The organism is Pedobacter sp. HDW13 (genome assembly GCF_011303555.1).
Classification (GTDB): domain Bacteria; phylum Bacteroidota; class Bacteroidia; order Sphingobacteriales; family Sphingobacteriaceae; genus Pedobacter.
Genome location: NZ_CP049868.1, coordinates 374,056 through 398,479, shown reverse-complemented (window position 1 = coordinate 398,479; position 24,424 = coordinate 374,056). Strand labels below are relative to the sequence as shown.

The window sequence follows — 24,424 nt, the reverse complement described above, 5'->3', positions numbered from 1 at the left end:
GTATAAAAACAAAAACTAAATAGAAACAGGTTTGTAGATTATTAATAGATTTACGCTTCAAATTAAAACTCCATTTTCCCTGTTACATTTACATTGGCCGCCATGTCAGAAACTAATAATTTAATCCACGCTTCATCACCTTATTTGCTCCAGCATGCCCATAATCCGGTTAATTGGTACGAATGGGGGCAGAAGCATTAACAAAAGCCAAAGCCGAAAAAAAACTGATTTTAGTCAGTATAGGTTATTCTGCCTGCCATTGGTGCCATGTAATGGAACGCGAAAGTTTCGAAAACCACGAAGTAGCCGAAGTAATGAACCGGCATTTTGTGTGCATCAAGGTCGATCGTGAGGAACGCCCAGATATTGACCAAATTTACATGTACGCCATTCAGCTCATGACCGGAAGCGGCGGCTGGCCCTTAAATTGTATCTGCCTGCCCGATCAGCGTCCGATTTATGGGGGCACTTATTTTAGGAAGAACGATTGGATTAATATTCTGGAAAACGTGGCTGCCTTATGGATAAATGAGCCCGATAAAGCTATTCAATATGCCGAAAGGCTAACTTCGGGTATCCGCGAAAGCGAAAAGATAATTCCGGCAGTTAATCAAGAAGATTATACCTTAACTCATTTAGCTGAAATTATCGAGCCCTGGAAACGCCATTTCGACATCGGTTATGGTGGTTACAACCGTGCACCAAAATTTCCTTTACCCAATAACTGGGGTTTTCTGTTGCGGTATGGATTTTTAAAAGACGATCAATCTGTTTTTACGGCCGTTTGTCATACCCTCGAAGAAATGGGCCGTGGCGGCATTTACGATCAGATTGGGGGTGGTTTTGCCCGTTATTCAGTTGATGATAAATGGCACGTACCTCATTTTGAAAAGATGCTTTACGATAATGCCCAATTAATTAGTTTATATACCGAGGCCTATCAGTGTACCCGGTTCAATTCGTTTAAACAAATTGCAACCGAAACCATTGAATGGGCTTTTAACGAAATGACTTCGGCTGATGGCTTGTTTTATTCGGCTCTGGATGCAGATAGCGAAGGGGTAGAGGGCAAATTCTATGTTTGGGATAAAGCTGCTTTTGATGCTGTTTTAGGCAGTGATGCCGCTTTGATAGGCGAGTATTACAATGTTACTGAAGAAGGCAACTGGGAAGAGGAACAAACGAATATTCTCCGTAAAACCATCAACGACGATGATTTAATACAGAAATTCGGGATTGATGCAGAAACCCTATACAATAAGGTAGAAGTTACCAAAGCTAAACTATTAGCCGAGCGAGATAAACGTGTTAGACCGGGTTTGGATGATAAATGCTTAACCGCCTGGAATGGGATGATGATTAAAGCCCTGGCCGATGCAGCAACAGTTTTAAACCATAAACCTTATTACGACAAGGCTTCGGCGGCAGCGCAGTTCATCTTAACTAACTTGATGTCCGAAGAAGGTGGTTTATACCGTAACTACAAAAACGGAAAAGCTTCTATTACCGGTTTCCTTGATGATTATGCTTTTCTGATTGAAGCTTTAATTACCCTTTACGAATATGATTTTGAGGAAAAGTGGCTGGATGAAGCCAAAAGTTTGACTGATTATGTATTGGCTAACTTCGTTGATGCCGATTCACCCATGCTCTTTTATACCTCTGCCGAAGGAGAGGATTTAATTGCCCGTAAACACGAGGTAATGGATAACGTAATTCCGGCCTCGAACTCTGCCATGGCACAGAACCTTAAAAAACTTGGACTGCTTTTTGATCTGGAAAATTATACCGAAAAAGCTGCAGAAATGCTTGCTGCGGTAGAACCTAAGATTAAAACCTACGGTTCGGCTTATTCTAACTGGGCCATACAGTTATTAAACGAAGTTTATAGCACGAACGAAATTGCCATTACCGGATCAGCAACCGAAGCAATTAAATTGGAATTAGGCGGGCATTACATTCCTAACAAAATTGTATTGGGTGGAACAAAAAGTAACCTGCCGCTGTTAAAAGGTAAGCAAAGCAATGAAACAAAAGTTTATATTTGCCGAAATAAAGTATGCCAGTTACCGGTTAACACTGTTGAGGAAGCATTAACGCACATACAATAAAGAAAAATAGATGAATATGCTGTAAGTCAGTCGTTTGTTTATTTTCTTTAAGCTTTATTTCAAGGTCTTATTCGTACTACTTGATTTTACGTTCGTACTAGTTTAGTACTACTATCACGAACTTTAATCTTAATAGAATGAAATCAATTAGAACTGAATTGGCCATTATTAATGGCATCAGATTTATTTTAGTAACCCCTCATAGCTCCAATACTGACAAATACCCACTCTATTGCATAGAATACTTTTATAATGGTAAGCAATTTAAAGTTAAAGAGGGGATAAAGGCAATCTATAACCAGTACCTTGAACAGGTAAAGGATCTTAAATCCATAAATAAGAAATTAGTGCTGCTCCGTAATTCATTCGAGTTCAGAATAACGGAGTTAGTAAAACCTATAAGTGTTAGCCAATCATCTACAGATTCTAAGTTAACGATACAAACCAAAGTAATTGAAGCTCTTAGTAAGTTCTTCGAATATCATACAAAGCGTCATGAAATAGGGGAGATTAAGGATATCTATAATTATACTGAGAGAGATAAGAAAGTAACGACGTTTATAAACAAGCATTTCCCAAACCATTTACTCTCTGATCTAAGTACTACTGTCTGGATTGACTACCGTAGCTATTTAAAGAAGTGGGGACTCGGTAATAGTACCGTTAACTTACAAATGGTTTACGTGAAGGGGTTTTATATATGGTTGAGCCAAATAATGGAATTACCAATTACTAACCACGCCAGTAAGTTAAAGAAACTTGATATAACTCTTCAGATACCAAAATATAATGAAATTAAGCAGTCACTATTTCTTGAGTTCTTTAATGTTGTAAATACGAAAAGATATTTGAGGTTGCACTTAATGGCTCGACTCGTAGCGGAAAATACATTGAGACCTATACAAGTGCTAAACATTAAAGTTAAACATGTTGATCTCCAAGATCACTCAATAGTGGTATTCGATGCTAAAGGTAAGAAATGGAGAAGAGTTATCATGAGTTCAATTGTTAATGGTTTGATACAGAGTATTTATGAGAATACCACAAATGCAGGAAGAACAATAGATGATGAAGACTACATTATCGGGTTCTTCAATCAAACCAAACAAAGGAAGATATTTACACAAACGATGTTTAGAGAACGTATTCTATTACCTTTTAAGGAAGATTTTCCGCAGTTCGCTAACATTCTAATCTACGATTTCAAACACACTAGCATTACCAAAGCTCTGAAAGTTAATAGTGTTTATGATGTGCAAAAACGAGCGGGACATAGTAAAGTTACCACCACTCAAATTTATGATCGAAGCGACAGCGTAAGCGAGGCAATCACTGTGGAAGAATTGATATTGATAAAATAGAGTAACCAGACTTTATTACAACTTTAATATCTTTAAAGCGAGGTAGCCATAACAACTACTTCGCTAATTATGAAGTTAGATTTCTATCCTGAAGTATATACTTATGATCTCATATTAAATATTAACGTACTAAAGGTTTATTCTGTCGATGCTGAGCTAATGTACAATTGGAGTGCAAACACACCAGCAGTAGATTTAAATAATTACAACTATAAAGCTGTTTACTATCTTAATAATATACAGAACATTGATAAAGAAGTAGATATCGTAATTGAAAATGTTAAGTTTGACAAGCCACTAAATAAGCTACAACGAAATGAATTAAGAAATGAACTAATGTACTTTTGTTTCGAACTTGAAAAAGAATTGCTAAGTACAGTGTTCAATGATGAAGATTACTTAAAATTAGCCAGCATTGGAAAGAAGATCACACAAATCAAAAGTAAGCAGCTATGTGATCTTACAATAAATAGGATTAAAATAGAAGATGAGAAAATCGCAAATAAGGTGGTCGAACTGACCTGTGACTCGCTTTTGGCCAAATTTATCAAATTAGCTAAACAAACACGATTCAAAGACATCAATTCTGTTGAAGAAGTCGAACACTTTGTCAACCATTTCAACATTGCTAACGAGTCAATACATCTTGAGGTTTTAGGTAGTTGGTCAGAATTAATCCAAACGTTTTTACATAACGAATCGTTAATAATATCCGATGACAAAACTAACTTAAACCAAGGAAGAAAGTCTGATTTTCCTCTAACAAATGAGCAAAGCAAATTAATTTATAATCTATTCGATCTATTCAATTTGAATACGCCACGACCAAAAGATGCACTTAATCATAACTTTTACATCCGAAACTGCATAAATAAATATCAGAAATGTGGTTAAATTCATCTTTTACGCGTTTATTTAAAATAGTTTGTAGTAATAGTTTAGACTAACATCGGTTTACTCTAACATATTGAGATTTGTAAGGTTGCAATTCAGCAACAATTAAATTTCATAGGCATATGCCAACCTTAAACCCGAGAGTTGCTCGTGTTAATCAGCAACGATTTAGTCATGAAGTTAATCTTCAGACTTTAAAAACAAACCTATTTAACTGTGTTGGTGTTCAGCACCGTGCTTACATAAATAAGCAGAATCAATCAAAGATCTTTGTGGAGTTCCAATTCGCTAACGGAACTACTTCACTATCGATTGACCCAACCGATGATGTTGAAACTTTATTATTCGATTTCATGAATAATACCGGAGAATTCACTCCACAAATTCCAACGAAAATCCGAGAGGAAGGTAAATAAGTTAATCGAGGAGAGGCTAATGCCTCTCCTTTTTAATTTTAGATAACTAATGAAAACTAGAACAATCTATATTGGCAAAGGCCAATTTATAGCAAACCTGTGCGCTTTTCTGCCAGCTAATGCATTTATAAACAAAAGATACCCAGGGGGAGGCGGTACGACAGCAGAGCTTTTAAGCAAACGAAACAGCATCATAATAGTACCAAATGTACCTGTGATTGTCGGAAAGGTTAAGAAGATGATGGAAGAATATAAACTTGAAGTTTTGGGAGTTTATTATCCATTTAATGACGTTAATGCAATAGTTGATTACCTACTAGGCGACGTATCATTTAAAAACATTATGGTAACACCTGAATCTTACAAAAAGCTAGTGAAAGCGTTTGAAAACCCTAAAGTAGCTGAAAAGTTTATCCGCCATAAGGATTTCTTCTTATTATTTGATGAATCGGAGAAGATTGTACAGGATGTTTCCTATAGGAAATCGATTGTTGAACCAATCAATGATTTCTTTAGATATGCTGAGCGCTCAATGATTTCAGCTACACCAATTCTACCCAGTGACCCAAGATTTGAAGAATATGGGTTTGAACACGTAATATTCCAACCCAAGTTTCAATACTCTAAAGCAATTGAGATTGCCATAACTAACAACATTATATATAGGGTTCGAGATTACTTAAAAGAAAACGTCCATACCCACTATTGTTTCTTTATGAATTCAACAGATGGCATACTTAGCTTGATTAAACATTTAAAGATTGAAAGTGAGAGTCAAGTGTTTTGTGGAGAAGATAGCGTGAAAAAGCTTAGGAACAAGTTAAAGTTCCCAAATGCAACTTCAGAGCTAAAGCCATTAGCTAAATACAATTTCTTTACCTCTAGGTTTTACAGTGCAGTAGACATTGATCTGGATATTAAGCCTAATGTTATTCTTTTAACTGATTTGTTCTTTGCAGGGCAGAGCATATTTGATCCTGCAACAGAAAGTATTCAAGCAATAGGGAGGTTTCGAAATGGAATAAACAAGGCAATTCATATCACTAATATTAACCCAGACATAGAATATCAATCTAGAGAAATGGCACTTAAATTCATTGAGGGAGGTTTAGAAGCTTACAAGACAATTTATACGTTTAAAGAATCTTCTCTGGTAAATAGTGGTGCTCGAATCGCTTATGAAAGTGCTTTAAAAGCTCTGCCAAGTAAGAAATACGTAATAGTGAATACCGATCAAACTAATTATTTCAGTATTGACAATAGTTTGGATGAACAAATGGTAAGCAGTTATTATTCAAGCGCAGCTATCTTACTAGCAAAATACAACGAATTACCAAATTTCAAGGTGAGTGATTCGTCAGTAATCTACACTTCATCAGATCAAGATCGCCTTAAAAGAGAGAGAGCTAGGAATGACGTTGATCTCTTTAAAGCAGTAGTTGAACAATTAGATGGATTCAAAATGACCCCAGGTACATTTATAATTGATAATAGAATAGAGGTTACTAATGAATTAAATTCAAAATACCCAGAAATGGTACAATCATATTTAAAGCATGGTAAAACTATGATTGTCAAGGCAAATTATAAATTTAGCCAATTAAATACCTTAATTAAGGCAAAAGAAGTTAGTGATAAGTTTACAGATATCCCAGTAATAAAGGATGTTTTAAATGCTTTTAATATCAATCAGGATTTACCCTACAAGATTGTAAATGCCAAAGTAATTGGTTTAAAGAAGAAATATGGGCTAACAGGAACGACAGCTCAAATACTATCTAGATATTTTACTATTTCTGCAAGATATCAAAAAGTGATTCATGGGGAAAGACAATGGTGCATAAAACTAACCAATCCTAAGTTTACACTTGATGATTAATGAACCAGTTTTTATTGAAGTGTTATATTTTAACAACCTTAATTTAGAATTGGTGCTATTATTATAATTATCCTAATGACCTGGCTATTCTAGCTAGGTCATTCTATGTTAAATTGAATTTTATTTTTGAAATCCCAAATCCAGTCTGTAAAGAGCACCCCAGCTCTCTATCACTACAAGCCCCCGGCTTTTGAACGAATTAAAGTGATTTCCCTAGCATTACCTTTATATGGTAAGAGACCAACATTTAAAAATAAAACTGTAATAGCCCGATTACCAACCAGAATCTAACCCTTGATAATTAAGGCTTACCAGTAAATCTTAACGAATTCTAATAGTAAGGCATCCCAATGAGGATGCTTTTTTTATTTACACCAATTTATAACCATTTAAATCTTAAAATCATGAAACAAACAAGAAAACAACAACAATTAAAAACCAATTTCGTAATGGTAGATTCTGAATTGCTTTTAACCAACAAGGAAGTTGAGAGAGCTTATACTTTAATTGTAAGTAAAGCTATTTCGCTGATGGATCGATTTGATCTACCTAAATTCAGAATGTACGCTGAAATAGACCACACATTAAATGAACATAATACTAATTTAGTGAAGGAACATCTTTCATTTCATTGGAACATAACACTTTCGATCAGTCCTAAAGATGGTAGATCATTTATGTTTATTGACTTAGGACTAGAATCCTTAACTAAATTCGGCAGCAACTTAACCAATCAATTATTGCGGTACGCTTATCAGGTAACAGAATCACATGATAATACAAAAGGGATTGAATACTCATTAAGAGTTACATTTCAACCTGCTGATCAGTTACATAACTTTTTTTATCGCAGGATAGCCGAGGGCGAAACTAATTATGTCTCGCTACACACTGTTGAGAAATCAACAGAAGTAAATTAAAATATGGGAGCAGTAATGCTCCTATATTTAAAATCCGTTATTATCTTTACACCATAAACATGACATTATAGAGAGAAAATAACATTTACATATATAGAATATTAGCGTAGCTATCAGTTCTTGCATATCAGGAATCCTAGGAAAATTCAAACATTGCAACAAGAACGGAGAAAAGCAACGCCTGCGCAAAAGCGTAGGTGCTGTCCTCTGTTGCAATAAGCCCTCCTAGGAGCTTCTGAATGCAGGTAAGGTACAGTTCCCTACGCTTTCGTGTTTATAAACTTATCGGATTGGGACTACCGATAATCAAAAACTCAATCAGATATGAGAAAATCTCTAAGTTTAATGCTCTTAGCCACTACGCTAATCGTAGCTTCATGCAAAAAAGGTACTTCAGATGAAGAAGTACAGCCACAATCAAACTGCCAACTAAGTCAAAGCAGCTATTCAACTGGTAGTGATACAGGTAAAATCCTCTATACTTATAATAGTGATGGCAAAGTTAGTAAGGTTGTATATGATAGCGAAGACTATCAAGAAACCTACACTTATACATCGACACAAATCACTAAAGTTGTAAAAGATGGCAATTATAGTCGCACTTATACCTACACTTTAAATACCCAAGGTAGAGTTACAACGGAAACTCAAATGGCAGGCGATTATAAGATAGACTATACTTATAATACAGAGGGTTATTTAATAGAATCGATCCGTACCAATCTTTTAAACAGTTCTACAGTATCTACTAAGTACACCTTTACAGATGGTAATCTAACCAAAATCGTTAGTCCAACTTTAACAATTAACATCGTATATGGAGGCTTTTTAACAATGGGCAATTACTTTAACAATATGGATAGTGATTTACCTACATTTTACAAAGGCATACTAAGAAGCTATTTTGGTAAGGGAAGTAAATATGAAATTGCTAGTGTTTCATACAATGGTGCTGCTTATACTGAAGGTTTTAGTTATGAGAAAGATACCAATGGTAACATTACGAAGGTAACAATGAAGGCTAGTGATAATAAAGGATATACAATAATTAACACATTTAATTGTAAATAAGATATGGAAGCAATAGCATCTTTAATTGTGCTCGGAGTATTCATATACTTTGCATTTAAGTTTATTAAAAGACTATTTAACGATTAGTTATCATGAGAAAAACCTTATTATTAATACTCGTCACCTGCATTATTGTAATGAATTTTACACCGTTAATGGCAACGGCAATAGAATATAAACCAGTAATCTTATCTAAACAAAGTTCTAATGCATACTACGGAAAATACACCTTGGGAACAGATCAGAACTGGTACGAGGATAGTTTCACAATAACAATTGATGGTAATCAGTTGCTATATAAGAAAGGCAATAGCGTCAAGAACTTTGAGATTAAGAACCAAGGAATCTATTCGCGTACAGATAATGGTACGGTTTTTAAATACCAGAAGTACTATTTAGTAAATAAGAACCAATATCTTTTAGTAAGCCATAGAAAGGAGATTAAACATAATGGCGTATTCTATTATAGAATAATAATTGATGGACAGACTCAATTGACACTTTAAAATAGAATTAGATTATCAAACACCATAAGAGCCATGTAATGTGGCTCTTTTTTATTATAATTGGTTTTAAAATACATCTAAATGGTTAAGGATACTCTCAACTCAATGCTCGATAATATTAAGGAGCGAACAACAAACCCATTCTTAGGGACACTTCTGGTTGTTTGGATAATTAGGAACTGGACGTTAGTATATGGATTATTTAATTTCGATAAAGGATTTACTTTAGATAAAAAGCTTAAATACATTGCAGATCACTATCAGACACAAGCATTTGTTCCCAATTTATTAATCGTTGTGGCAATCACGTTTTTAGTGCTTGTTTCAACTTATTGTATGTTAACACTAGGTAGGCTTATTACGGATACATATGATAAATTTGTTATACCATATCTAGCTAAGATTACCGATAAGAGCAGTATAGTGCTAAAAAGAGACTACAAATCTTTGGAAGAGGTTGTTAAACAATTGCAAGGTAGATTAGAAGAAGAAAGAATTGCAAAGGTAAATGCACAAAATGAAAGGGATAAAATTTCAGACAGATTAGCTAATTATCATCCTTCAGAAATGTTAGATGATTACATCCCCGCAAAGTCTCAAAATAGAATTGTTTCTGAATTGAAGGAACTTTCAGATTTTAATATCATAGATATGTTAGTTGATAATATATTAACGGGTAGATCGATTAATATGGAATCACCAATTACAAAGTTATTGACAAGAGAGGGAATAATTACATTAGATGAGGTGAAGCCAAGGACAAGTGATTATGCTTTCTATAAAATTACGACTATTGGTAATGGCTTCCTGAAATATTGGAATGACAATAAAAAGTTATAACTACCAATACTGTAACCAAAATACCATATAGCGTTTAGGGTAGAATTTATTTCATCCTAAATCCATTCCTCTCCCCAATTAGCGGCTTACGCGGAGAAAGGAATGGTTTAGTCTTTAATTCCTTGGTTTGGCAACGATCAGCACACTTTAACGTTTCTGCTGTTACTTTAGGAAGTGGTATATCGGTTGAGGCAGTGCAAACCCGATTAGGGAGATCGGTATTCCGCCATGTCTAATGCCACTTAAAACACACGCCATTGCTGCGCACTGTCATGGTTTTAATTTTGGCAAAGCGGATGGCTTCATGAGCCTTCTCTCTATCTTTATCTAGGATTTTACTTCGCTTTATCCTGGATAAATCTAGTCAGGCTCCTAGTCTTGCTCACCTGCGCAATCGAAAATGCTGCGCTACGCTTGTGTTAAAACATAGATCGAACCTCGCTGCTTTGCAGCTACCAGTTCTCACACATTTTCTCAGTTCGCAGGCGGTGAGCATCAATTATTTGCAATTAATAAATGTTATTGGTAATTTTCAGTGCTAAATTATCTCATCATGCTCTATTCTTCGTATTTAGCCTAACAGTTAAATGTAATCGGCTTAGATTCAAATTTTATGCAGTGATCTGTCTAGCAAACAGAAAGGTATATCTAAGATTTAGCTTGAATACTTTGATGATTTAATGATATTATTATTATTTGATATAAAATGGCCACAAAGAAAAATACAAGCCCACAACCCCCAAGAATCTTTATATTAACAATTACCAATGAGGAATTCAAAAGTAAGTTAACTGAAAGAATAAGAATTGGCGAAGAATTGCATACTCGTCAAATTGTAAGTCAAGAGGATTATACTACACTCGAAAATGATGTTGACATCTGGAATGATTACAACTTTGAAATGTTAAAACAGGTTTTTAACTATCCCGATAATACTTATGTTGAATCCTACAACGATGCCGGATATACTTTTATGGGGCAAATGGGAGAGGTAAGAAATGATCAGCTTCAGACAAAAAGGAATTTGATTAACTATAAACTATCTAGCTTAAAATCATTATTGGCAAAGGCAGAACTTATTAAGTCAGAAAAGGAAATTACCAACATACCAACTAAAGTTGCGAGAGAGGTTTCTACCGGAGAAGTGTTCATAGTTCATGGTCATGATGATTTAGCCAAAGCAGAGACAGCTCGTTTTATTGAAAGACTAGGATTCAAACCAATCATATTGCATGAGCAGGCAAGCTCCGGAAAGACTATTATTGAAAAGATAGAGCACTATTCAAATGTCGGATTTGGCATCGTACTCTATACACCGTGCGATTTAGGAGGCAAAACAACTGATTCTCTCAAATCAAGGGCTCGCCAAAACGTAGTATTTGAACATGGGTATTTAATCGGTAAAATTGGGAGAGATAAGGTCTGTGCTTTAGTCAAAGGGGATATTGAAACACCGAATGATATATCTGGCGTTGTTTATATTAGTATGAATAGTTCGCACTGGCAGTTTGATATTGCGAAAGAGCTTCGGAATTCTGGTTATGATGTTGATTTGAATAAACTTTAATATGGGGTTAAGTTCAAACTCTATAATGCACTTTACAAATAGTGCTGACAGTCTAAAAGGAATACTCAAAGAGGGATTTAAAGTGAAATATTGCTTAGAGAATGTTGTGACTCCTAATGGTGCACTTCATTATTCAATACCGATGGTTAGCTTTTGCGACATTCCGTTATCAGAAATGAAAGAACACATTACGAAATACGGAGGATATGGTATAGGTTTAAAAAGAGAGTGGGCCCAAGCAAACGGCCTTAATCCTGTACTTTATATCGATAGTCAATCTACTTTAGGCGCAGGATTTCATAGTTCTTTCTATGCAATGTTTAATGGAAAGATGATCGCTGATTTAACAGATTTGGAATATAAAATCGTAGACGTTATTCGTTATATGAAGAATTATGAAGGAGAACTAATTCGAGGCGAGGTAAATAATTCAAGTTACAGGTTTGCCGATGAGAAAGAATGGCGATATGTTCCGAGCCGCGAACTGGCAGGTCAAATACTTCTTAAAGGCGCTGTACTAACTGAAGAAAAGAAGTCTCAGCTTAATGCTAATATAGGCCATTTGAGGTTGAAATTTGAACCGAAGGACATAAAGTATATTATAGTTAATGATGAAAGTGAAATTAACGAATTCATCGCTTCCTTGCGTGAGGCATTTGCCAATTCAGCACCACTTTTAGAAATAGAGAGGCTGTATTCTCGCATTACAACTACTGAACAGATTATGACCGATTTCTAGATCTAATTACAAATATTATGACAGATCTCGACTACCTAATAAATCAATTAGATTTATTAATTGGCTTTCTTGATGTTTCCGATGAACACATATATAAGCAGATAAAAACACATGATCGATTTAAGCTTGGGTTAACAATTGAACAGTTATACGATTATAAATATGAAAACTATTTAAATCATATTACAACATCAGCGCTATTGTTAGGTTTCACGCACTTCGAAGACTTTATAACTAAAGCAATCATCAAAATCCTTATAAAGTATCCTAACAAGAATGAGATTAAAGTGAATCTAAGGACGGTAAAAGAAAAAGGAGATAATTTAATTGACTTTTGTGCTCAAGAACAAGCCCGAAGGCTAATCTTTGTAGATAAGATAAAGTTTCTAGAGAAGAACTTAAAAGGGTTAACAATCAATATCCTGAATGATCTTAGAGATGTAAATGATATACGAAATTGTTTGATGCATAATAATGGTCTGGCAGACAATAGATTAATGCCGAGATATACGGAAAATCAGAAAATCATTCTTACTTCAGGGGAAGTAAATGGCTTTGGTTTACAGTCACGCCAATTAGCTAGAGAAATATGGGCAAGAATATAAACATTATCATAACTATATATTAGAGCTATGGCAACTATCAATATTACAGTATTATTAAGTGTTATTGCAGGTCTAGCCTCATTTTGTTGGACTGTAATACAATACCTTGATACAAGAAAGCGTGAGCAGAATCTAAAGGAATTTGAGCAGTTTCATAAACTGCTCAAAGAATTAGTTCAACCTGAAGATGAGATGGGAACAATGTACGTTGATAGACAAACGGCGATTATCTTTGAGCTAAGACATTTCAAACGTTATTATCCTTATAGTCTTAGAACATTAAAAGGGCTTTTGGAGAAATGGAAACAAGTGCCAAATCAGTTCCCTCGAATTCTTGAAGAAACTCAACTAACAGTTGAATATTTGGAGTCTAAAGTAAAACTATGAAAGACGCAAAATCAGACAATTTCACTTGGGCATCTTATCTAATTGATCTTAGATTTGATGACACGCACCTTGCTTTTGGAACTAGTTTTGTAATAATTAGAGATACAAAATCATATCTAATTACTAATTGGCATAATGTGACAGGGCAAAATCCAGAAACAATGGAGTTCTTAACTGGGACAATCTGCTTTCCTAATAATCTTAATCTCTATTTAGTCGATAAAAACAGGTATAGTGTTGGTGAGCGCACAACAAATATTAGCTGGTCTACTTTAAATATTAGATTATTGGATGAAGAAGATAATAAATTGTGGATTGAGCACCCAGTTTATAAACAAGGCGTTGATGTTGTTGCCATACCTATTGTAGTGCCAGATAATCTAGTTGCATTTTCAATAGATCAATTTGTTGAACCCCACAATGAAGACACAGAAGTTCATATAGGGCAAGATATATATGTCTTGGGTTTTCCATTTAACAATACTGGAGGAGGTTTCTTCCCAATTTGGAAAAGGGCATCTATAGCATCTGAACCGGTAATTGATATTGGTGGAGTTCCAAAAATGTTTGTTGATACCGCTTCCCGAAGTGGGATGTCTGGTTCTCCTGTCATTTTAAAGGAAAGGCGCGCAGTCTCAATCTTTGATGATGGAAAGCTAAGTAACAATTATACAAAACTAGTCGGTATATATTCAGGTAGAATTGGAGCTAACGATGAATTGCAAGCACAGCTTGGCATTGTTTGGAAGGCTTCAGTAATTGACGAAATAATCAATCAATAGCCAATCGATGAACTCTTACAACAAAATAGCAGCTTGTCTAGAATGTGGTTGCGGAATTAGTTCACAAGTATATGATTACTCTCATGATTACTTTGGTATACCACTTTGTATGCCCCATCAAAAATGGGTTAAACAACAAGAATTATTTAGCACTGTTCCTGCAATGTCTCTATATTTTGCTTTGAAAGAACGTGGTGTGCCTGCTCAATTAGAAAAGTTTGATGGCTACAAGCATATAGATATTGCCATACCACAAGCCAAAGTTAATATTGAAGTTGATGGTGGTCACCATAATTATAGTGATAAACAAGCTCTATCCGATTTGAAACGTACATATTATTCTTTTCTTAAAGGTTACCTTACACTGAGGATTCCTAACTCATTGGTTAAATATCACTTGGATGAAACGGCTGATCATATCACTGAAATGCTGGATGTAAATAGAGAAAGAGTTGCTAGGACTAAATCTACATTTAAACGCTTTTAAGTTATATACTGTGGAGAGCCGACTAGTTTGACTCACGAGGTAAAAGCTTGGCATATACTTAATATAAATGATGAGGACTATTCTGGAAATTATAAAATAGTTATTCAATAATAAAGAAAATGAAATTAAGAAAGGTAATAAAGCTGGAAGATGCAATGATAAGTGGCTTAATCGACAAAGGAAATAGCAGAGTGAACTATTACGTAAGGGAGACGCTTTATGAAACCCATCATCATTCATCTAATCGTTTAGGCATCAGTGAGCTAGAAAGATTAAACAAGCTTTTGGCTGAGAATTACGGTAAGTCGATTTTACAAGAAGTAAGGAGTTATAAGTTCGAAGATTTAACTGGTAGTTATAAAGTTGGTCCTAGTAGTGCAACAATAAGAATCGCCTCTTTCGATAATGACGAAAAGGAAGTTGAAGCTTTACTTATTATAGAGTCCGAAGAGCTTAGACTTATTAAAATATACGAATCGTACTTAATTGTTCAACAAGAAAGTATATATAATTCGAAATGCATCACATTTAAATTAAATGATTCTTTAACTATTGGAGAAATAGATGATAATGAGAAATAAACCAAGTAAGAGAAACTTATATCGGTTAGTTAATAGTTGGTTCTTTCACCGATTAAATCACAACTGATATGGATAGCTATTCATTTTATAAGAGTCTTTATGACCGCGAGCTAACAAGGAGAACAAATTTGGATAATGCAGTAAGTTTGCCTGTAACGATTTTAACAATTATTGTTGCAGCTAACTCATATACTGTTAAGGATGAGAAAGACATTCACAATTGGTCTGAACTTGCCTTTAAACATCTTTTGCTTTTATCTATTGGTATCGTACTTGTTATAGCTATATTTTATATAATGCGATCATTCAATAATCACTTCAAAGGGTTCGCATACAGGAATTTTGCCTATATTGGAGATATCGTAAAGTATGAGAAACAAATAAATGAATACAACGAACTTCCTAATGTTTCTGATAAGATAAAATTTGACGACTCGATAATAACAAAATTGGCAGACTTGACGGATGATCACATTATATTTAACGATAAAAGAAGTAAAGATTTACAGAAGGCAAGAACGTATTTGGTTATCTCTTTAATCTTAACAGCAATAAACTATATATTATTAATATTAAACCATATCAAATTATGAGTTACCCAGAAGAAAACGAGTTGCAACCGCCTCAGCCACCACAATTTCCACAAGATCGGGTTGAATTATCTCTGCCTGAAATCCCACAATTTCCGCAGGATAGGATTGAAAAGGGAGAAACTTCCGATCAAATCAAAAAGTAGAGTTTTATTAATAAAGTAATTAAACTAGGACAATAGATTATCAGCATATATAAGCCGTTAAATTATTGTCCTTTTTCTTTTATTGTGCCAGTGGGTGGGGAGATTTAATTAATGATTAAACAAAGTTAAGCTTTAATCTGCTGAAGCGTCCAAGAACTTCCCGCATAAACGCTGTGCCCCTAACCACATCCTATTTATTCGTTTGCTTCTTGGACTTGATTGATTAAAGCTTGCCATCGCACCATATTAAAAAAATCAATATGGAACAAAATCAATTATTAAAAGTATGTGAGGTTCAATTAACCTACAAGCCTAGTTTTAACCCTGTGGATAGACCGCAAATAACCACCTCTAAGCAATGTTATAGTATCATAATGCAGCATTGGAACTTGGGGTTAATTAACTTCTTAGAGGAGTTTAAAATCATCTTATTAAACAGAAGCAATAGAGTTTTAGGTTTGGTAGATATTTCGATGGGTGGTGTTAGTGGAACTTATGTTGACCCCAAAGTAATATTTGTTGTTGCTTTAAAAGCCAATGCCAGTGGGTTGATAATGTGTCACAATCATCCAAGTGGGAATTTAAGACCGTCTGATGCTGATTTTAAATTGACTAGTAAACTTAAGGAGTGTGCAAAGTTGTTAGAGATTGAAATACACGATCATTTAATAATAAGTGGGAATGGTTATTATAGTATGGCGGATGATGGCATCATATAGCGTGAGCATAATTAGTACTATTCTTAGGACTAGTACTAAGATTTATCACTATTAGACAACAATTAAACAGTTTCTTTGTTAAACTAATAATTAGGTTATCTTTGCTCCACGAGCGTAAAATCAAGTTAAAAGATATTTGCCGAAATAAAGTATGCCAATTACCGGTTAACACTGTTGAGGAAGCATTAGCGTATTTACAATAAAGAAAAATAGATGAATATTTCACCAAACTCAGTAGTCGCATTAACTTACGAATTGCATACTACTAACGAAGAAGGACAACAGGTTTTTGTAGAAAAAGCCGATGAGCAAAATCCTTTAGTATTTTTATATGGCGTAGGCATGATGTTGCCTAAATTTGAAGAGCATTTAACTGGCTTAAAAACTGGTGATGAATATGCTTTCGAATTATCTGCTGAAGATGGTTACGGTACAATTGATCCAGGTGCTTTTGCAGATTTGCCAAAAACCATGTTCACAGAAGCTGGTGGCGAATTGCCAAATGTTGGTGATGTGATTCCTTTGCAGGATAACAACGGTAACCAGTTCAGAGCAGGTGTTACTGCTGTACACGAAGATACCATTTCTGTAGACTTAAACCACCCAATGGCAGGTAAAAACCTGGTATTTAACGGTGTGATTTTAAACGTACGCGAAGCTACTCAGGATGAGTTGGCACATGGTCATGCACATGGTGCTGATGGTCATTCAGGTCACTAATTGATCGATAAATAAGATATGGAAAGCTCAGGAATAAACGCCTGAGCTTTTTGTTTTAAAGGTTTAATCCTCGAAAACCTCTTCCAGTATAAGTGTGAAGCCTGGTAAAATGCTGGTGGTTACTTTCTCACCACTAGTTAGTAGTTTGGTAGGTTTAAATTTTCCTTCTTCATCAAGAATATACCTGAAGAATGTTTTATCAGAAGTGCTTACAATCCAATATTCTTTAACACCGGCTTCTTCGTAAACTTCATATTTGTTAACTAGTTCCTTTTTATTATTGCCTGGCGATAAAATTTCTACTACAATATCGGGTGCACCTATACAACCTTGCTTATCCAGCTTTTCCTGATCACAAATTACAACAATATCTGGCTGAACAACTGTGATAACTTCATTGTTCTCATGTGTTTTCTTAGCTAATCGTATATCAAAAGGTGCAGTGTAAACTTCACATTGGTGACCTTTTAATGTATTGTAGATCGGATTATATATCCTTCCTAAATTTTTTTGGTTTAAACGCGAAGCAGCGGGACTCATTCTGAAAACATGTCCTTTAATAATTTCCAAACGTTCTTCAAAAGTAAAATGCAAATAATCGGCATAGCCATAACAGCCAGCAAAATCTACTTAGTTAACAGTTTGAATGGGAGGAAGCTCTTCTTCAGTTGGATATGGTTTAATATTTTTCATAGTGGCGTTAACCAAATATAATAAATATTAAACGATTGGCTAAAAATCGATCTTCAAACGTAAGCCGCCATTGGTAAGGTTCAGGTTTTCTTTAGAGAAAGTTTTCATTGGTAACCTTAAAAAAGGCTCGATTGAAATGTTATTCTTTTTCGAAATTTTCTGCTTATAACCCAGCGAGAAATTATAAAACCCGATGTATTTATCCGGATCTATATTGTTTTCGGGCTGCGGCTCCGTTGTTTTCTCCTGTACAATCAGCATTTTCTGATCGGCCAACCCATTTGCTGTAGAATAAGAAACATTTTGCACCTGATTAACAATATAATTATTCTGCTGGCTGTTGTTGATTACAGCCAATGCCGAAATACCAACACCAGTATAAAGTTTATCGCTAATGTTATATTTTAATTCCAAAGGAATGTTTATTCCGCGCACTTTGGCATCAACCGAAGTCAAATTTTTGCCCGATAAGCTTTGAGGAGCCTGAGCGTTCAGTGATTCGGTGGTACTGATTGAGGCATAAGAAACGCCAGAACTGATCGACAGTTTATTGGCTATGGCATATGATAGGGAAACACCATAGTTCATGGTTACCTTATTGTCATTTCCCATAGAAGGGGCTACATAAACATCGGGTGTCCATTTAGATGGCTGGCCTGTTTTCGAAACCGGCTTATTTTGATTATCGCGACTATCCTGCGCCAACAAATCCTCAAATTTCAATTTTTGGACTGTAGGAGAAGCAGTTTTTTTCTGCGTGCTTAAAATATCGATAGGTTTTACCGAAAAATTAACCAGATTAATTGCTTTAAGGGTATTATTGAGTAGGTTATTATTGGTTAAGTGAGTTTCTTCAGGGATTTGAAGCGCAGCATAGTTTGTGCTTTCGGCTGCTAAAGGTTTTATGTCACTTGTATTTGGAGTATTTCTGTTAATGGATAAAAGTGCCTCATTAGTACCATTAGGGTTGGTTACCTTTGCAGCATTTTCTTTGATTTCTATATTTTTATCAGCTGTTGCTTTAGTATTACTGTTATTATGTTGCTCTGCATGAGGTTTTACTGAAAGGGTATCATTTTTTTGTTCCTGTGTGTTAAGTGCAAAAAATACTCCGCCAAATACAAAAATTAAGGCAGCAGCTGCCCATAACGGCCAAAAAGCAATGCGTCGTTTCTTTTCTTCTTTTCCTGAAAAGCGCTCCCAGGCCCCCGCAGGATATTGTTCCTCGTGGTTTTGAAGCTGTGATTTGATATGCTCAATTAATTCCTTATCCATTTTTTTCATATGAATTAACCAAGGTATTTAGGTAAAGGGTACGTAACTTATTTTTAGAGCGTGTTAAATAAACACGGCTCGAACTCTCGGGATATTTAGCATTTTCGATATCTCATCGTGTGCAAAACCTTCAATTTCATATAAGTTAAATACCAGTCTCTGCGTATCTGGTAAGTGATTTAGTAAGTTCAAAATATCATTAACATGAAGTTCGGAGGCTACTGAAACATGGGTAACCGGATGTTCGTGTTCTGCCAGATCATCAACATAAAACTGAATTTTCGAACTCCGTAATTTATCTATAGCTGTACGCGAAGCAATCTGCGCAATCCAGCCTTTAAACGAACGCTGTAATTCTTCGGGGTTTTTAGGTGGTTTGAAAGTGCCTACATGCTTGAAAATTTTGATAAACGTGTCATTTACAAGCTCTTCACTGTCCGAAGGGTTCTTGGTGTACCTTAAAATAATGCCCATTAAATAGCCATAAAATGATTTATACATCATTTCTTTACAGCCATTGTCGTTTTTTACACAGCCTTTTAAAATTTCCTCAAAACTGAGTATTTTTTTTACCACCCCTGTAAAGGACTATTTATTAAAGGTTTATCATGATTAATTTTTACAAATTTAAGAAAATAACACTGCCCAAAATGATGTGCAGTGTCATTTTCAGTTTTCCACAGGTAGAGTAGATTATTTGTTTGTCATAACCGACAAACCAACTCCTGTACTATCGGTTTTAGATGATAACCCTTTAGCCCAGATAGTATAAATTTTTCCTTTTTCAATTTTTACAGCAGGTAAAGTAGCTTTAACTGTTCCACCTTGTTTAAGCTGGAAAGTGTAGCTGTCGTTAGGTGCAATGTTGGTAAAGGTTGTAAATTCTTTAAATGCTTTAGCTGTAAATAATGGTGCATCAGTACCTGAAACAGCCAAATCAAAAGGGCTCGAACCCGGGCTTAAGTTTACAAAACGAACTTTAGCTTTGTCGGTTTCAGGTGCTTTTAAATCATCTTCCAAAACCAAAAGTTTGGTCGATTTTAAAGTGTCAACCACGAAAACAGAATAAAAGGATCCTGATTTTAAGGTTGCTGTAGCTGTAGTTAAATATTTTAATGAATCTTTTTTAGCTACTCCAACCAATCTTGTACCTGGATAAGCAGCATAGTAGCCTAAATCTTTGGTATAGGTAAAGCTGTTTATTTTTTGGTTGTCCAGAATAAAATCTAAGGCTGCTGTTCCTGGCGATGCGTGTACGAAGCCAATACCGGCAGCTTCGATCGGATCGTTGTTAAAATCTTTTTTACAGGCAGTTATAGTTAATGTAATTGCTAGGAGAGAGAAAATAATTTTAGTAGTGATACCGAAGTTTTTCAAATTAGTTTTCATTTTAATGTTTTAAATCAATTTTTTGAACAAAATTGGTTAATGGCCATTAACGCTTTTTTCTTGTAAAACGATTAAGGCAATGAAAACGCTACAGCAGGATGAGAATTTTTTTAAAAAAGAAAGCCGCCCAGAAAAATCGGGACGGCTCATTAAATATATTTTTATGTTTTACGAATACATTTCTTCGCGTAGTTTGGCAACATCTGCATTGTTAATGTACTCATCGTAAGTCATTAACTTATCAATAGTACCTTTTGGCGTAATTTCTATAATCCGGTTGGCAACAGTTTCGGTTAACTGGTGATCTCGCGAAGTAAACAATATCGCACCTTTAAAATCTTTCATACCGTTGTTTAATGCTTCAATCGATTCTAAGTCAAGGTGGTTGGTTGGCTCATCAAACATTAGTAAGTTAGCTTGTTGTAACATCATTCTCGAGAACATACAACGCATTTTCTCTCCTCCTGATAATACCTTAACGTTTTTCAATACTTCCTCGCCTGAGAATAACATACGGCCTAAAAAGCTACGTACAAATTGCTCATCGGCATCAGTTCCAGAGTATTCGCGTAACCAATCTACAAGGTTTTCGTCTTTTCCGGCAAAATACTCAGAGTTATCGTTCGGGATATCGGCAGTACTGATGGTAACACCCCATTTAAATTCACCTTTATGTTTTGCATCGCGACCGGTTAATACATCGTAAAACGCTGCGGTAGCCAAACTGTTTTGTGATAAAATGGCAATCTTATCGCCTTTATTTACCATGAAAGTGATTTTGTCGAACAATACACCGTCATTTCCGGTTTTACCTAAGTTTTCAACCTGTAAAATCTGGTCACCAGCCTCACGGCCGGTATTGTTGAATATAATGGCCGGATATTTACGGCTCGATGCCTTAATTTCGGTAATATCAATCTTATCTAAAGCCTTTTTACGCGAAGTAGCCTGCTTTGATTTCGAAGCATTTGCACTAAACCTGCGGATAAATTCCTGCAACTCCTTCACTTTATCTTCCATTTTCTTGTTCTGGTCGCTACGTTGTTTTAACGCCAGCTGACTAGATTCGTACCAGAAGGTATAGTTACCGGTGTAGATGCTCATTTTAGCAAAATCGATATCTACAATATGCGTACAAACAGCATCTAAAAAGTGCCTGTCGTGCGATACAACCAATACAATATTCTGGTAATCGGCTAAAAAGTTCTCTAACCAGGCAATGGTTTCAATGTCCAAATCGTTGGTTGGCTCATCCAGTAATAAGATATCGGGGTTACCAAACAAGGCCTGGGCCAATAATACACGTACTTTTTGTGTGTTATCGAGCTCTTTTAATAATTTATAATGGTTATCTTCAGTTATGCCTAAGTTACTCAACATGGTTGCAGCGTTACTTTCCATGTTCCAGCCATCCATTTCAGCAAAAAGATTTTCCAGCTCTCCGGCACGTTCGCCATCCTTCTCGGTAAAATCTTCTTTCATGTAAATGGCATCTTTCTCTTTCATAATGGCATAAAGCTCTTTATGACCGATCATAACTGTTTCTAATACCGAAAACTCGTCAAATTCGTAGTGGTTCTGTTTTAAAACCGCCATTCTTTCGCCCGGAGTAAAAGCAACACTGCCCGAAGTTTGGCTAACTTCTCCTGATAAAATTTTTAGAAAAGTAGATTTACCTGCGCCGTTAGCCCCAATTACCCCATAGCAGTTGCCCTGGGTAAATTTTAAGTTAACATCCTCAAATAATGTGCGTTTGCCGTATCGTAACGATAAATTAGAAACTGAAATCATGCTATAATTGAAATAAGGCGCAAAGATAGGCAAAAAGGTTGAGGGTAGGAAAGTAGAAGGCTAAAAGTTGGAAAGTTATAAAATTGAAAGGTTAAAAGGCAGGAAGGTTGAAGGCGGAAGGTATTGAAAAAACAATAAGGTGTAATCTGTTAATCTGTGGCAAAACATTTATTTTAGCCTCATGGAAAACCATCCGCTACTCGAAACCATCAAAACTACCCTCCAAAAAAATAAAGTAGAAAAACTGGCTGCCGTTGCATCTGAAGATACTTTTTCTGTTAAAGATTTAATTGATATCAGTTTTTACGCGGATGAACAGATTGGTTTCAGGGCTGCCTGGATTTTAGAAAATGTATATTCAAGTCACCAGAAAAGGTTTTTGCCCCACACCCTTTATTTTCTGGAGAAGTTTCCGCTCCAAACCAATTTTTCGGCCTTACGGCATTTTGTTAAAATCCTGGCCTTTATGACAAAGAAAAATGCATCGCCAGAAATAAAGGAAATCATTGGTAATTACGATACCGACCATTTGGTTGAAGTGGTTTTTAGCTGGTTAATTGATGAAAAGGTACCCGTAGCCATTAAATCGCATTGTTTGAATATCCTGGCTAATTTAAATACGAAGCATAACTGGATTAAAGACGAACTGGTGGAAACAATGGATTTTTTAGTCGATAAAGAGAGTATTGCTTTTTTTGCAAAAGTTAAACAGATCAGGAAACAGTTATCAGTTAGCAGGTTATAATTTGCAATTAAATAGTTTGCGGTTTTCAGTTAGTTAAACGTCAAATCTAGCCTTAAACCTTCTGTCTTCCGTCTTTTACCTTATATTTACCACATGAGTACTACTTACGAAATTGTATCAAAAGTTATAAAAGAACGCCGCAGTATTTTTCCAGCGAGTTATATTAAGAAAGAGATTCCTGTTGAATTGATTAACCAGATTTTAGAAACCGCTAATTATGCGCCAACACATAAATTAACGGAACCCTGGCGTTTTGTGGTGATCAGAAAGGCTGGCTTAGCTAAATTGGGAGAAGAATTAGGTCGTTTGTATAAAGCTTTGGTGACTCCACAACAGTTTTTGCAGAAGAAATACGATAGTTTTGCCGAAAAAACGAGTCAGGCAGATTGTATTATTGCCATTAATATGCAGGTAAGCGGTAAAATACCAGAGTGGGAAGAATTGGCAGCCGTGGCTTGTGCCGTACAAAACATGGCGATTACAGCTGAGAGTTTAAAAGTTGGCGCTTACTGGAGTTCACCACCACTGATTGATGATTTGGGCGATTTCTTAAAACTGAAAGAAAACGAAAAATGCATCGGACTGTTTTACATGGGCTACCACAACGAAAAACCATGGGAGCCGAACCGTGGACCGATTGCCGAAAAGGTGAGCTGGATTGAAGAGTAGTTTATTGGTTGATAGCTGATGGATTATAGTCAATAGCCCATGGTTAATTTTGCTTACAGTTTGTTATCTTGCACCTTTACGTTTTCCATTTGATCCTGATATGCTAAATCCACTCGATCAATATTTCGAACAAAAAGATGAACCTGTTAAAAGCTGCCTGCAGTATTTAAGGTTGCTTTTAATTGGTTATGCCGGTATTACCGAGCATTGGAAATACGGCATGCCTTTCTATTATCATAAAGGAAAAATGTTCTGCTATCTTTGGATACACAAAAAACTCCATCAGCCTTATATTGGTTTGGTAGATGGAAAGCGCATTGAACACGAAGATTTATTACAGGAAAAAAGAGCCCGAATGAAGATTTTATTAATCAACCACCTGGATGATATTCCCAAAGCGAAGATCGAATCCATTTTGGAACAGGCTTTTGCATTTCGAAAGTAAATCTTCCATCTTACCCCATCTATTTTACATTATTTCATTTTCCAATATGTCTGCTTTAAAGTCGAATTTATATCAATTGTGTTTAACCTTCATTCA

The 24,424-nt window shown here is 35.4% G+C and carries 27 protein-coding genes and 1 pseudogene; 23 read left to right on the top strand and 5 right to left on the bottom strand.

Annotated elements, in window-relative coordinates; translation table 11 throughout:
* The first annotated feature begins 102 nt into the window (after positions 1-102).
* The 20 genes and pseudogenes from G7074_RS01705 (at position 103) to G7074_RS01610 (ending at position 17,321) form a co-directional block, all read left to right on the top strand.
* Positions 103-2,111, top strand: a pseudogene (locus tag G7074_RS01705) (thioredoxin domain-containing protein).
* 137 nt (positions 2,112-2,248) lie between these two features.
* Complete coding sequence (locus G7074_RS01700) at positions 2,249-3,472, top strand: site-specific integrase (RefSeq protein WP_166206433.1); 1,224 nt, start codon at positions 2,249-2,251, stop codon at positions 3,470-3,472.
* A 69-nt stretch (positions 3,473-3,541) separates the two neighbouring features.
* Positions 3,542-4,366: a hypothetical protein gene (locus G7074_RS01695; protein WP_166206430.1), complete on the top strand. Its 825-nt coding sequence runs from the start codon at positions 3,542-3,544 to the stop codon at positions 4,364-4,366.
* A gap of 122 nt (positions 4,367-4,488) precedes the next feature.
* On the top strand, positions 4,489-4,782 hold the full coding sequence (locus G7074_RS01690) for a hypothetical protein (RefSeq protein WP_166206427.1): 294 nt from the start codon (positions 4,489-4,491) through the stop codon (positions 4,780-4,782).
* A 49-nt stretch (positions 4,783-4,831) separates the two neighbouring features.
* Positions 4,832-6,661 (top strand): hypothetical protein, encoded by a 1,830-nt coding sequence (locus G7074_RS01685; RefSeq protein ID WP_166206424.1) that lies wholly within the window; start codon positions 4,832-4,834, stop codon positions 6,659-6,661.
* Between the two features lie 404 nt (positions 6,662-7,065).
* Positions 7,066-7,581 (top strand): hypothetical protein, encoded by a 516-nt coding sequence (locus G7074_RS01680; protein WP_166206421.1) that lies wholly within the window; start codon positions 7,066-7,068, stop codon positions 7,579-7,581.
* 324 nt (positions 7,582-7,905) lie between these two features.
* Positions 7,906-8,652: a DUF4595 domain-containing protein gene (locus tag G7074_RS01675; RefSeq protein WP_166206418.1), complete on the top strand. Its 747-nt coding sequence runs from the start codon at positions 7,906-7,908 to the stop codon at positions 8,650-8,652.
* 92 nt (positions 8,653-8,744) lie between these two features.
* Positions 8,745-9,158, top strand: coding sequence for a hypothetical protein (locus G7074_RS01670; protein ID WP_166206415.1), 414 nt, complete (start codon positions 8,745-8,747; stop codon positions 9,156-9,158).
* A gap of 81 nt (positions 9,159-9,239) precedes the next feature.
* Positions 9,240-9,998, top strand: a complete 759-nt coding sequence (locus tag G7074_RS01665) for a hypothetical protein (RefSeq protein ID WP_166206412.1) — start codon at positions 9,240-9,242, stop codon at positions 9,996-9,998.
* A 706-nt stretch (positions 9,999-10,704) separates the two neighbouring features.
* Positions 10,705-11,565: a TIR domain-containing protein gene (locus G7074_RS01660; RefSeq protein ID WP_205944141.1), complete on the top strand. Its 861-nt coding sequence runs from the start codon at positions 10,705-10,707 to the stop codon at positions 11,563-11,565.
* A 25-nt stretch (positions 11,566-11,590) separates the two neighbouring features.
* Positions 11,591-12,304: an abortive infection system antitoxin AbiGi family protein gene (locus tag G7074_RS01655; RefSeq protein WP_166206409.1), complete on the top strand. Its 714-nt coding sequence runs from the start codon at positions 11,591-11,593 to the stop codon at positions 12,302-12,304.
* Positions 12,305-12,321: 17 nt separating this feature from the next.
* Positions 12,322-12,909 (top strand): hypothetical protein, encoded by a 588-nt coding sequence (locus G7074_RS01650; protein WP_166206407.1) that lies wholly within the window; start codon positions 12,322-12,324, stop codon positions 12,907-12,909.
* 27 nt (positions 12,910-12,936) lie between these two features.
* Positions 12,937-13,296, top strand: a complete 360-nt coding sequence (locus G7074_RS01645) for a hypothetical protein (protein WP_166206404.1) — start codon at positions 12,937-12,939, stop codon at positions 13,294-13,296.
* On the top strand, positions 13,293-14,078 hold the full coding sequence (locus G7074_RS01640; RefSeq protein ID WP_166206401.1) for a trypsin-like peptidase domain-containing protein: 786 nt from the start codon (positions 13,293-13,295) through the stop codon (positions 14,076-14,078). Before G7074_RS01645 ends, G7074_RS01640 begins: the two co-directional genes overlap by 4 nt.
* A gap of 7 nt (positions 14,079-14,085) precedes the next feature.
* Positions 14,086-14,565 carry an endonuclease domain-containing protein gene (locus G7074_RS01635; protein ID WP_205944140.1) on the top strand — a complete coding sequence of 160 codons (480 nt, stop codon included), beginning with the start codon at positions 14,086-14,088 and terminating at the stop codon, positions 14,563-14,565.
* A 119-nt stretch (positions 14,566-14,684) separates the two neighbouring features.
* A complete protein-coding gene (locus G7074_RS01630) occupies positions 14,685-15,146 on the top strand; it encodes a hypothetical protein (protein ID WP_166206398.1) in 462 nt (153 codons plus the stop codon).
* 68 nt (positions 15,147-15,214) lie between these two features.
* A complete protein-coding gene (locus tag G7074_RS01625) occupies positions 15,215-15,739 on the top strand; it encodes a hypothetical protein (protein ID WP_166206395.1) in 525 nt (174 codons plus the stop codon).
* On the top strand, positions 15,736-15,882 hold the full coding sequence (locus G7074_RS01620; protein WP_166206392.1) for a hypothetical protein: 147 nt from the start codon (positions 15,736-15,738) through the stop codon (positions 15,880-15,882). The genes G7074_RS01625 and G7074_RS01620 overlap by 4 nt, the downstream gene beginning before the upstream one ends.
* 260 nt (positions 15,883-16,142) lie before the next feature.
* A complete protein-coding gene (locus G7074_RS01615; RefSeq protein WP_166206389.1) occupies positions 16,143-16,601 on the top strand; it encodes a JAB domain-containing protein in 459 nt (152 codons plus the stop codon).
* Between the two features lie 213 nt (positions 16,602-16,814).
* On the top strand, positions 16,815-17,321 hold the full coding sequence (locus tag G7074_RS01610) for a peptidylprolyl isomerase (protein WP_124561265.1): 507 nt from the start codon (positions 16,815-16,817) through the stop codon (positions 17,319-17,321).
* Between the two features lie 63 nt (positions 17,322-17,384).
* Here G7074_RS01610 and G7074_RS01605 read toward each other — a convergent pair whose 3' ends face one another.
* The 5 genes from G7074_RS01605 to G7074_RS01585 form a co-directional block, all read right to left on the bottom strand.
* Positions 17,385-17,915, bottom strand: a complete 531-nt coding sequence (locus G7074_RS01605; protein ID WP_233603932.1) for a Uma2 family endonuclease — start codon at positions 17,913-17,915, stop codon at positions 17,385-17,387.
* A 138-nt stretch (positions 17,916-18,053) separates the two neighbouring features.
* Positions 18,054-19,289, bottom strand: a complete 1,236-nt coding sequence (locus tag G7074_RS01600; RefSeq protein ID WP_124561264.1) for a hypothetical protein — start codon at positions 19,287-19,289, stop codon at positions 18,054-18,056.
* 63 nt (positions 19,290-19,352) lie between these two features.
* Positions 19,353-19,865 carry an RNA polymerase sigma factor gene (locus G7074_RS01595; protein WP_240916449.1) on the bottom strand — a complete coding sequence of 171 codons (513 nt, stop codon included), beginning with the start codon at positions 19,863-19,865 and terminating at the stop codon, positions 19,353-19,355.
* 117 nt (positions 19,866-19,982) lie between these two features.
* A complete protein-coding gene (locus G7074_RS01590; protein ID WP_124561262.1) occupies positions 19,983-20,678 on the bottom strand; it encodes a DUF4397 domain-containing protein in 696 nt (231 codons plus the stop codon).
* Between the two features lie 168 nt (positions 20,679-20,846).
* Positions 20,847-22,469 carry an ABC-F family ATP-binding cassette domain-containing protein gene (locus G7074_RS01585; protein WP_124561261.1) on the bottom strand — a complete coding sequence of 541 codons (1,623 nt, stop codon included), beginning with the start codon at positions 22,467-22,469 and terminating at the stop codon, positions 20,847-20,849.
* 181 nt (positions 22,470-22,650) lie between these two features.
* Here G7074_RS01585 and G7074_RS01580 point away from each other — a divergent pair, with 181 nt between their 5' ends.
* From G7074_RS01580 to G7074_RS01570, 3 genes are all read left to right on the top strand, one after another.
* Positions 22,651-23,214, top strand: coding sequence for a hypothetical protein (locus G7074_RS01580; protein ID WP_124561260.1), 564 nt, complete (start codon positions 22,651-22,653; stop codon positions 23,212-23,214).
* Positions 23,215-23,307: 93 nt separating this feature from the next.
* A complete protein-coding gene (locus G7074_RS01575; protein WP_166206386.1) occupies positions 23,308-23,883 on the top strand; it encodes a nitroreductase in 576 nt (191 codons plus the stop codon).
* 49 nt (positions 23,884-23,932) lie between these two features.
* Positions 23,933-24,328 carry a DUF1801 domain-containing protein gene (locus G7074_RS01570; RefSeq protein WP_240916448.1) on the top strand — a complete coding sequence of 132 codons (396 nt, stop codon included), beginning with the start codon at positions 23,933-23,935 and terminating at the stop codon, positions 24,326-24,328.
* Positions 24,329-24,424: the final 96 nt, after the last annotated feature.

Coding starts and splice junctions, on each gene's coding strand:
- G7074_RS01700 (WP_166206433.1), top strand. CDS start 2,249: ATGAAATCAATTAGAACTGAATTGGCCATTATTAATGGCATCAGATTT.
- G7074_RS01695 (WP_166206430.1), top strand. CDS start 3,542: ATGAAGTTAGATTTCTATCCTGAAGTATATACTTATGATCTCATATTA.
- G7074_RS01690 (WP_166206427.1), top strand. CDS start 4,489: ATGCCAACCTTAAACCCGAGAGTTGCTCGTGTTAATCAGCAACGATTT.
- G7074_RS01685 (WP_166206424.1), top strand. CDS start 4,832: ATGAAAACTAGAACAATCTATATTGGCAAAGGCCAATTTATAGCAAAC.
- G7074_RS01680 (WP_166206421.1), top strand. CDS start 7,066: ATGAAACAAACAAGAAAACAACAACAATTAAAAACCAATTTCGTAATG.
- G7074_RS01675 (WP_166206418.1), top strand. CDS start 7,906: ATGAGAAAATCTCTAAGTTTAATGCTCTTAGCCACTACGCTAATCGTA.
- G7074_RS01670 (WP_166206415.1), top strand. CDS start 8,745: ATGAGAAAAACCTTATTATTAATACTCGTCACCTGCATTATTGTAATG.
- G7074_RS01665 (WP_166206412.1), top strand. CDS start 9,240: ATGGTTAAGGATACTCTCAACTCAATGCTCGATAATATTAAGGAGCGA.
- G7074_RS01660 (WP_205944141.1), top strand. CDS start 10,705: ATGGCCACAAAGAAAAATACAAGCCCACAACCCCCAAGAATCTTTATA.
- G7074_RS01655 (WP_166206409.1), top strand. CDS start 11,591: ATGCACTTTACAAATAGTGCTGACAGTCTAAAAGGAATACTCAAAGAG.
- G7074_RS01650 (WP_166206407.1), top strand. CDS start 12,322: ATGACAGATCTCGACTACCTAATAAATCAATTAGATTTATTAATTGGC.
- G7074_RS01645 (WP_166206404.1), top strand. CDS start 12,937: ATGGCAACTATCAATATTACAGTATTATTAAGTGTTATTGCAGGTCTA.
- G7074_RS01640 (WP_166206401.1), top strand. CDS start 13,293: ATGAAAGACGCAAAATCAGACAATTTCACTTGGGCATCTTATCTAATT.
- G7074_RS01635 (WP_205944140.1), top strand. CDS start 14,086: ATGAACTCTTACAACAAAATAGCAGCTTGTCTAGAATGTGGTTGCGGA.
- G7074_RS01630 (WP_166206398.1), top strand. CDS start 14,685: ATGAAATTAAGAAAGGTAATAAAGCTGGAAGATGCAATGATAAGTGGC.
- G7074_RS01625 (WP_166206395.1), top strand. CDS start 15,215: ATGGATAGCTATTCATTTTATAAGAGTCTTTATGACCGCGAGCTAACA.
- G7074_RS01620 (WP_166206392.1), top strand. CDS start 15,736: ATGAGTTACCCAGAAGAAAACGAGTTGCAACCGCCTCAGCCACCACAA.
- G7074_RS01615 (WP_166206389.1), top strand. CDS start 16,143: ATGGAACAAAATCAATTATTAAAAGTATGTGAGGTTCAATTAACCTAC.
- G7074_RS01610 (WP_124561265.1), top strand. CDS start 16,815: ATGAATATTTCACCAAACTCAGTAGTCGCATTAACTTACGAATTGCAT.
- G7074_RS01600 (WP_124561264.1), bottom strand. CDS start 19,289: ATGGATAAGGAATTAATTGAGCATATCAAATCACAGCTTCAAAACCAC.
- G7074_RS01590 (WP_124561262.1), bottom strand. CDS start 20,678: ATGAAAACTAATTTGAAAAACTTCGGTATCACTACTAAAATTATTTTC.
- G7074_RS01585 (WP_124561261.1), bottom strand. CDS start 22,469: ATGATTTCAGTTTCTAATTTATCGTTACGATACGGCAAACGCACATTA.
- G7074_RS01580 (WP_124561260.1), top strand. CDS start 22,651: ATGGAAAACCATCCGCTACTCGAAACCATCAAAACTACCCTCCAAAAA.
- G7074_RS01575 (WP_166206386.1), top strand. CDS start 23,308: ATGAGTACTACTTACGAAATTGTATCAAAAGTTATAAAAGAACGCCGC.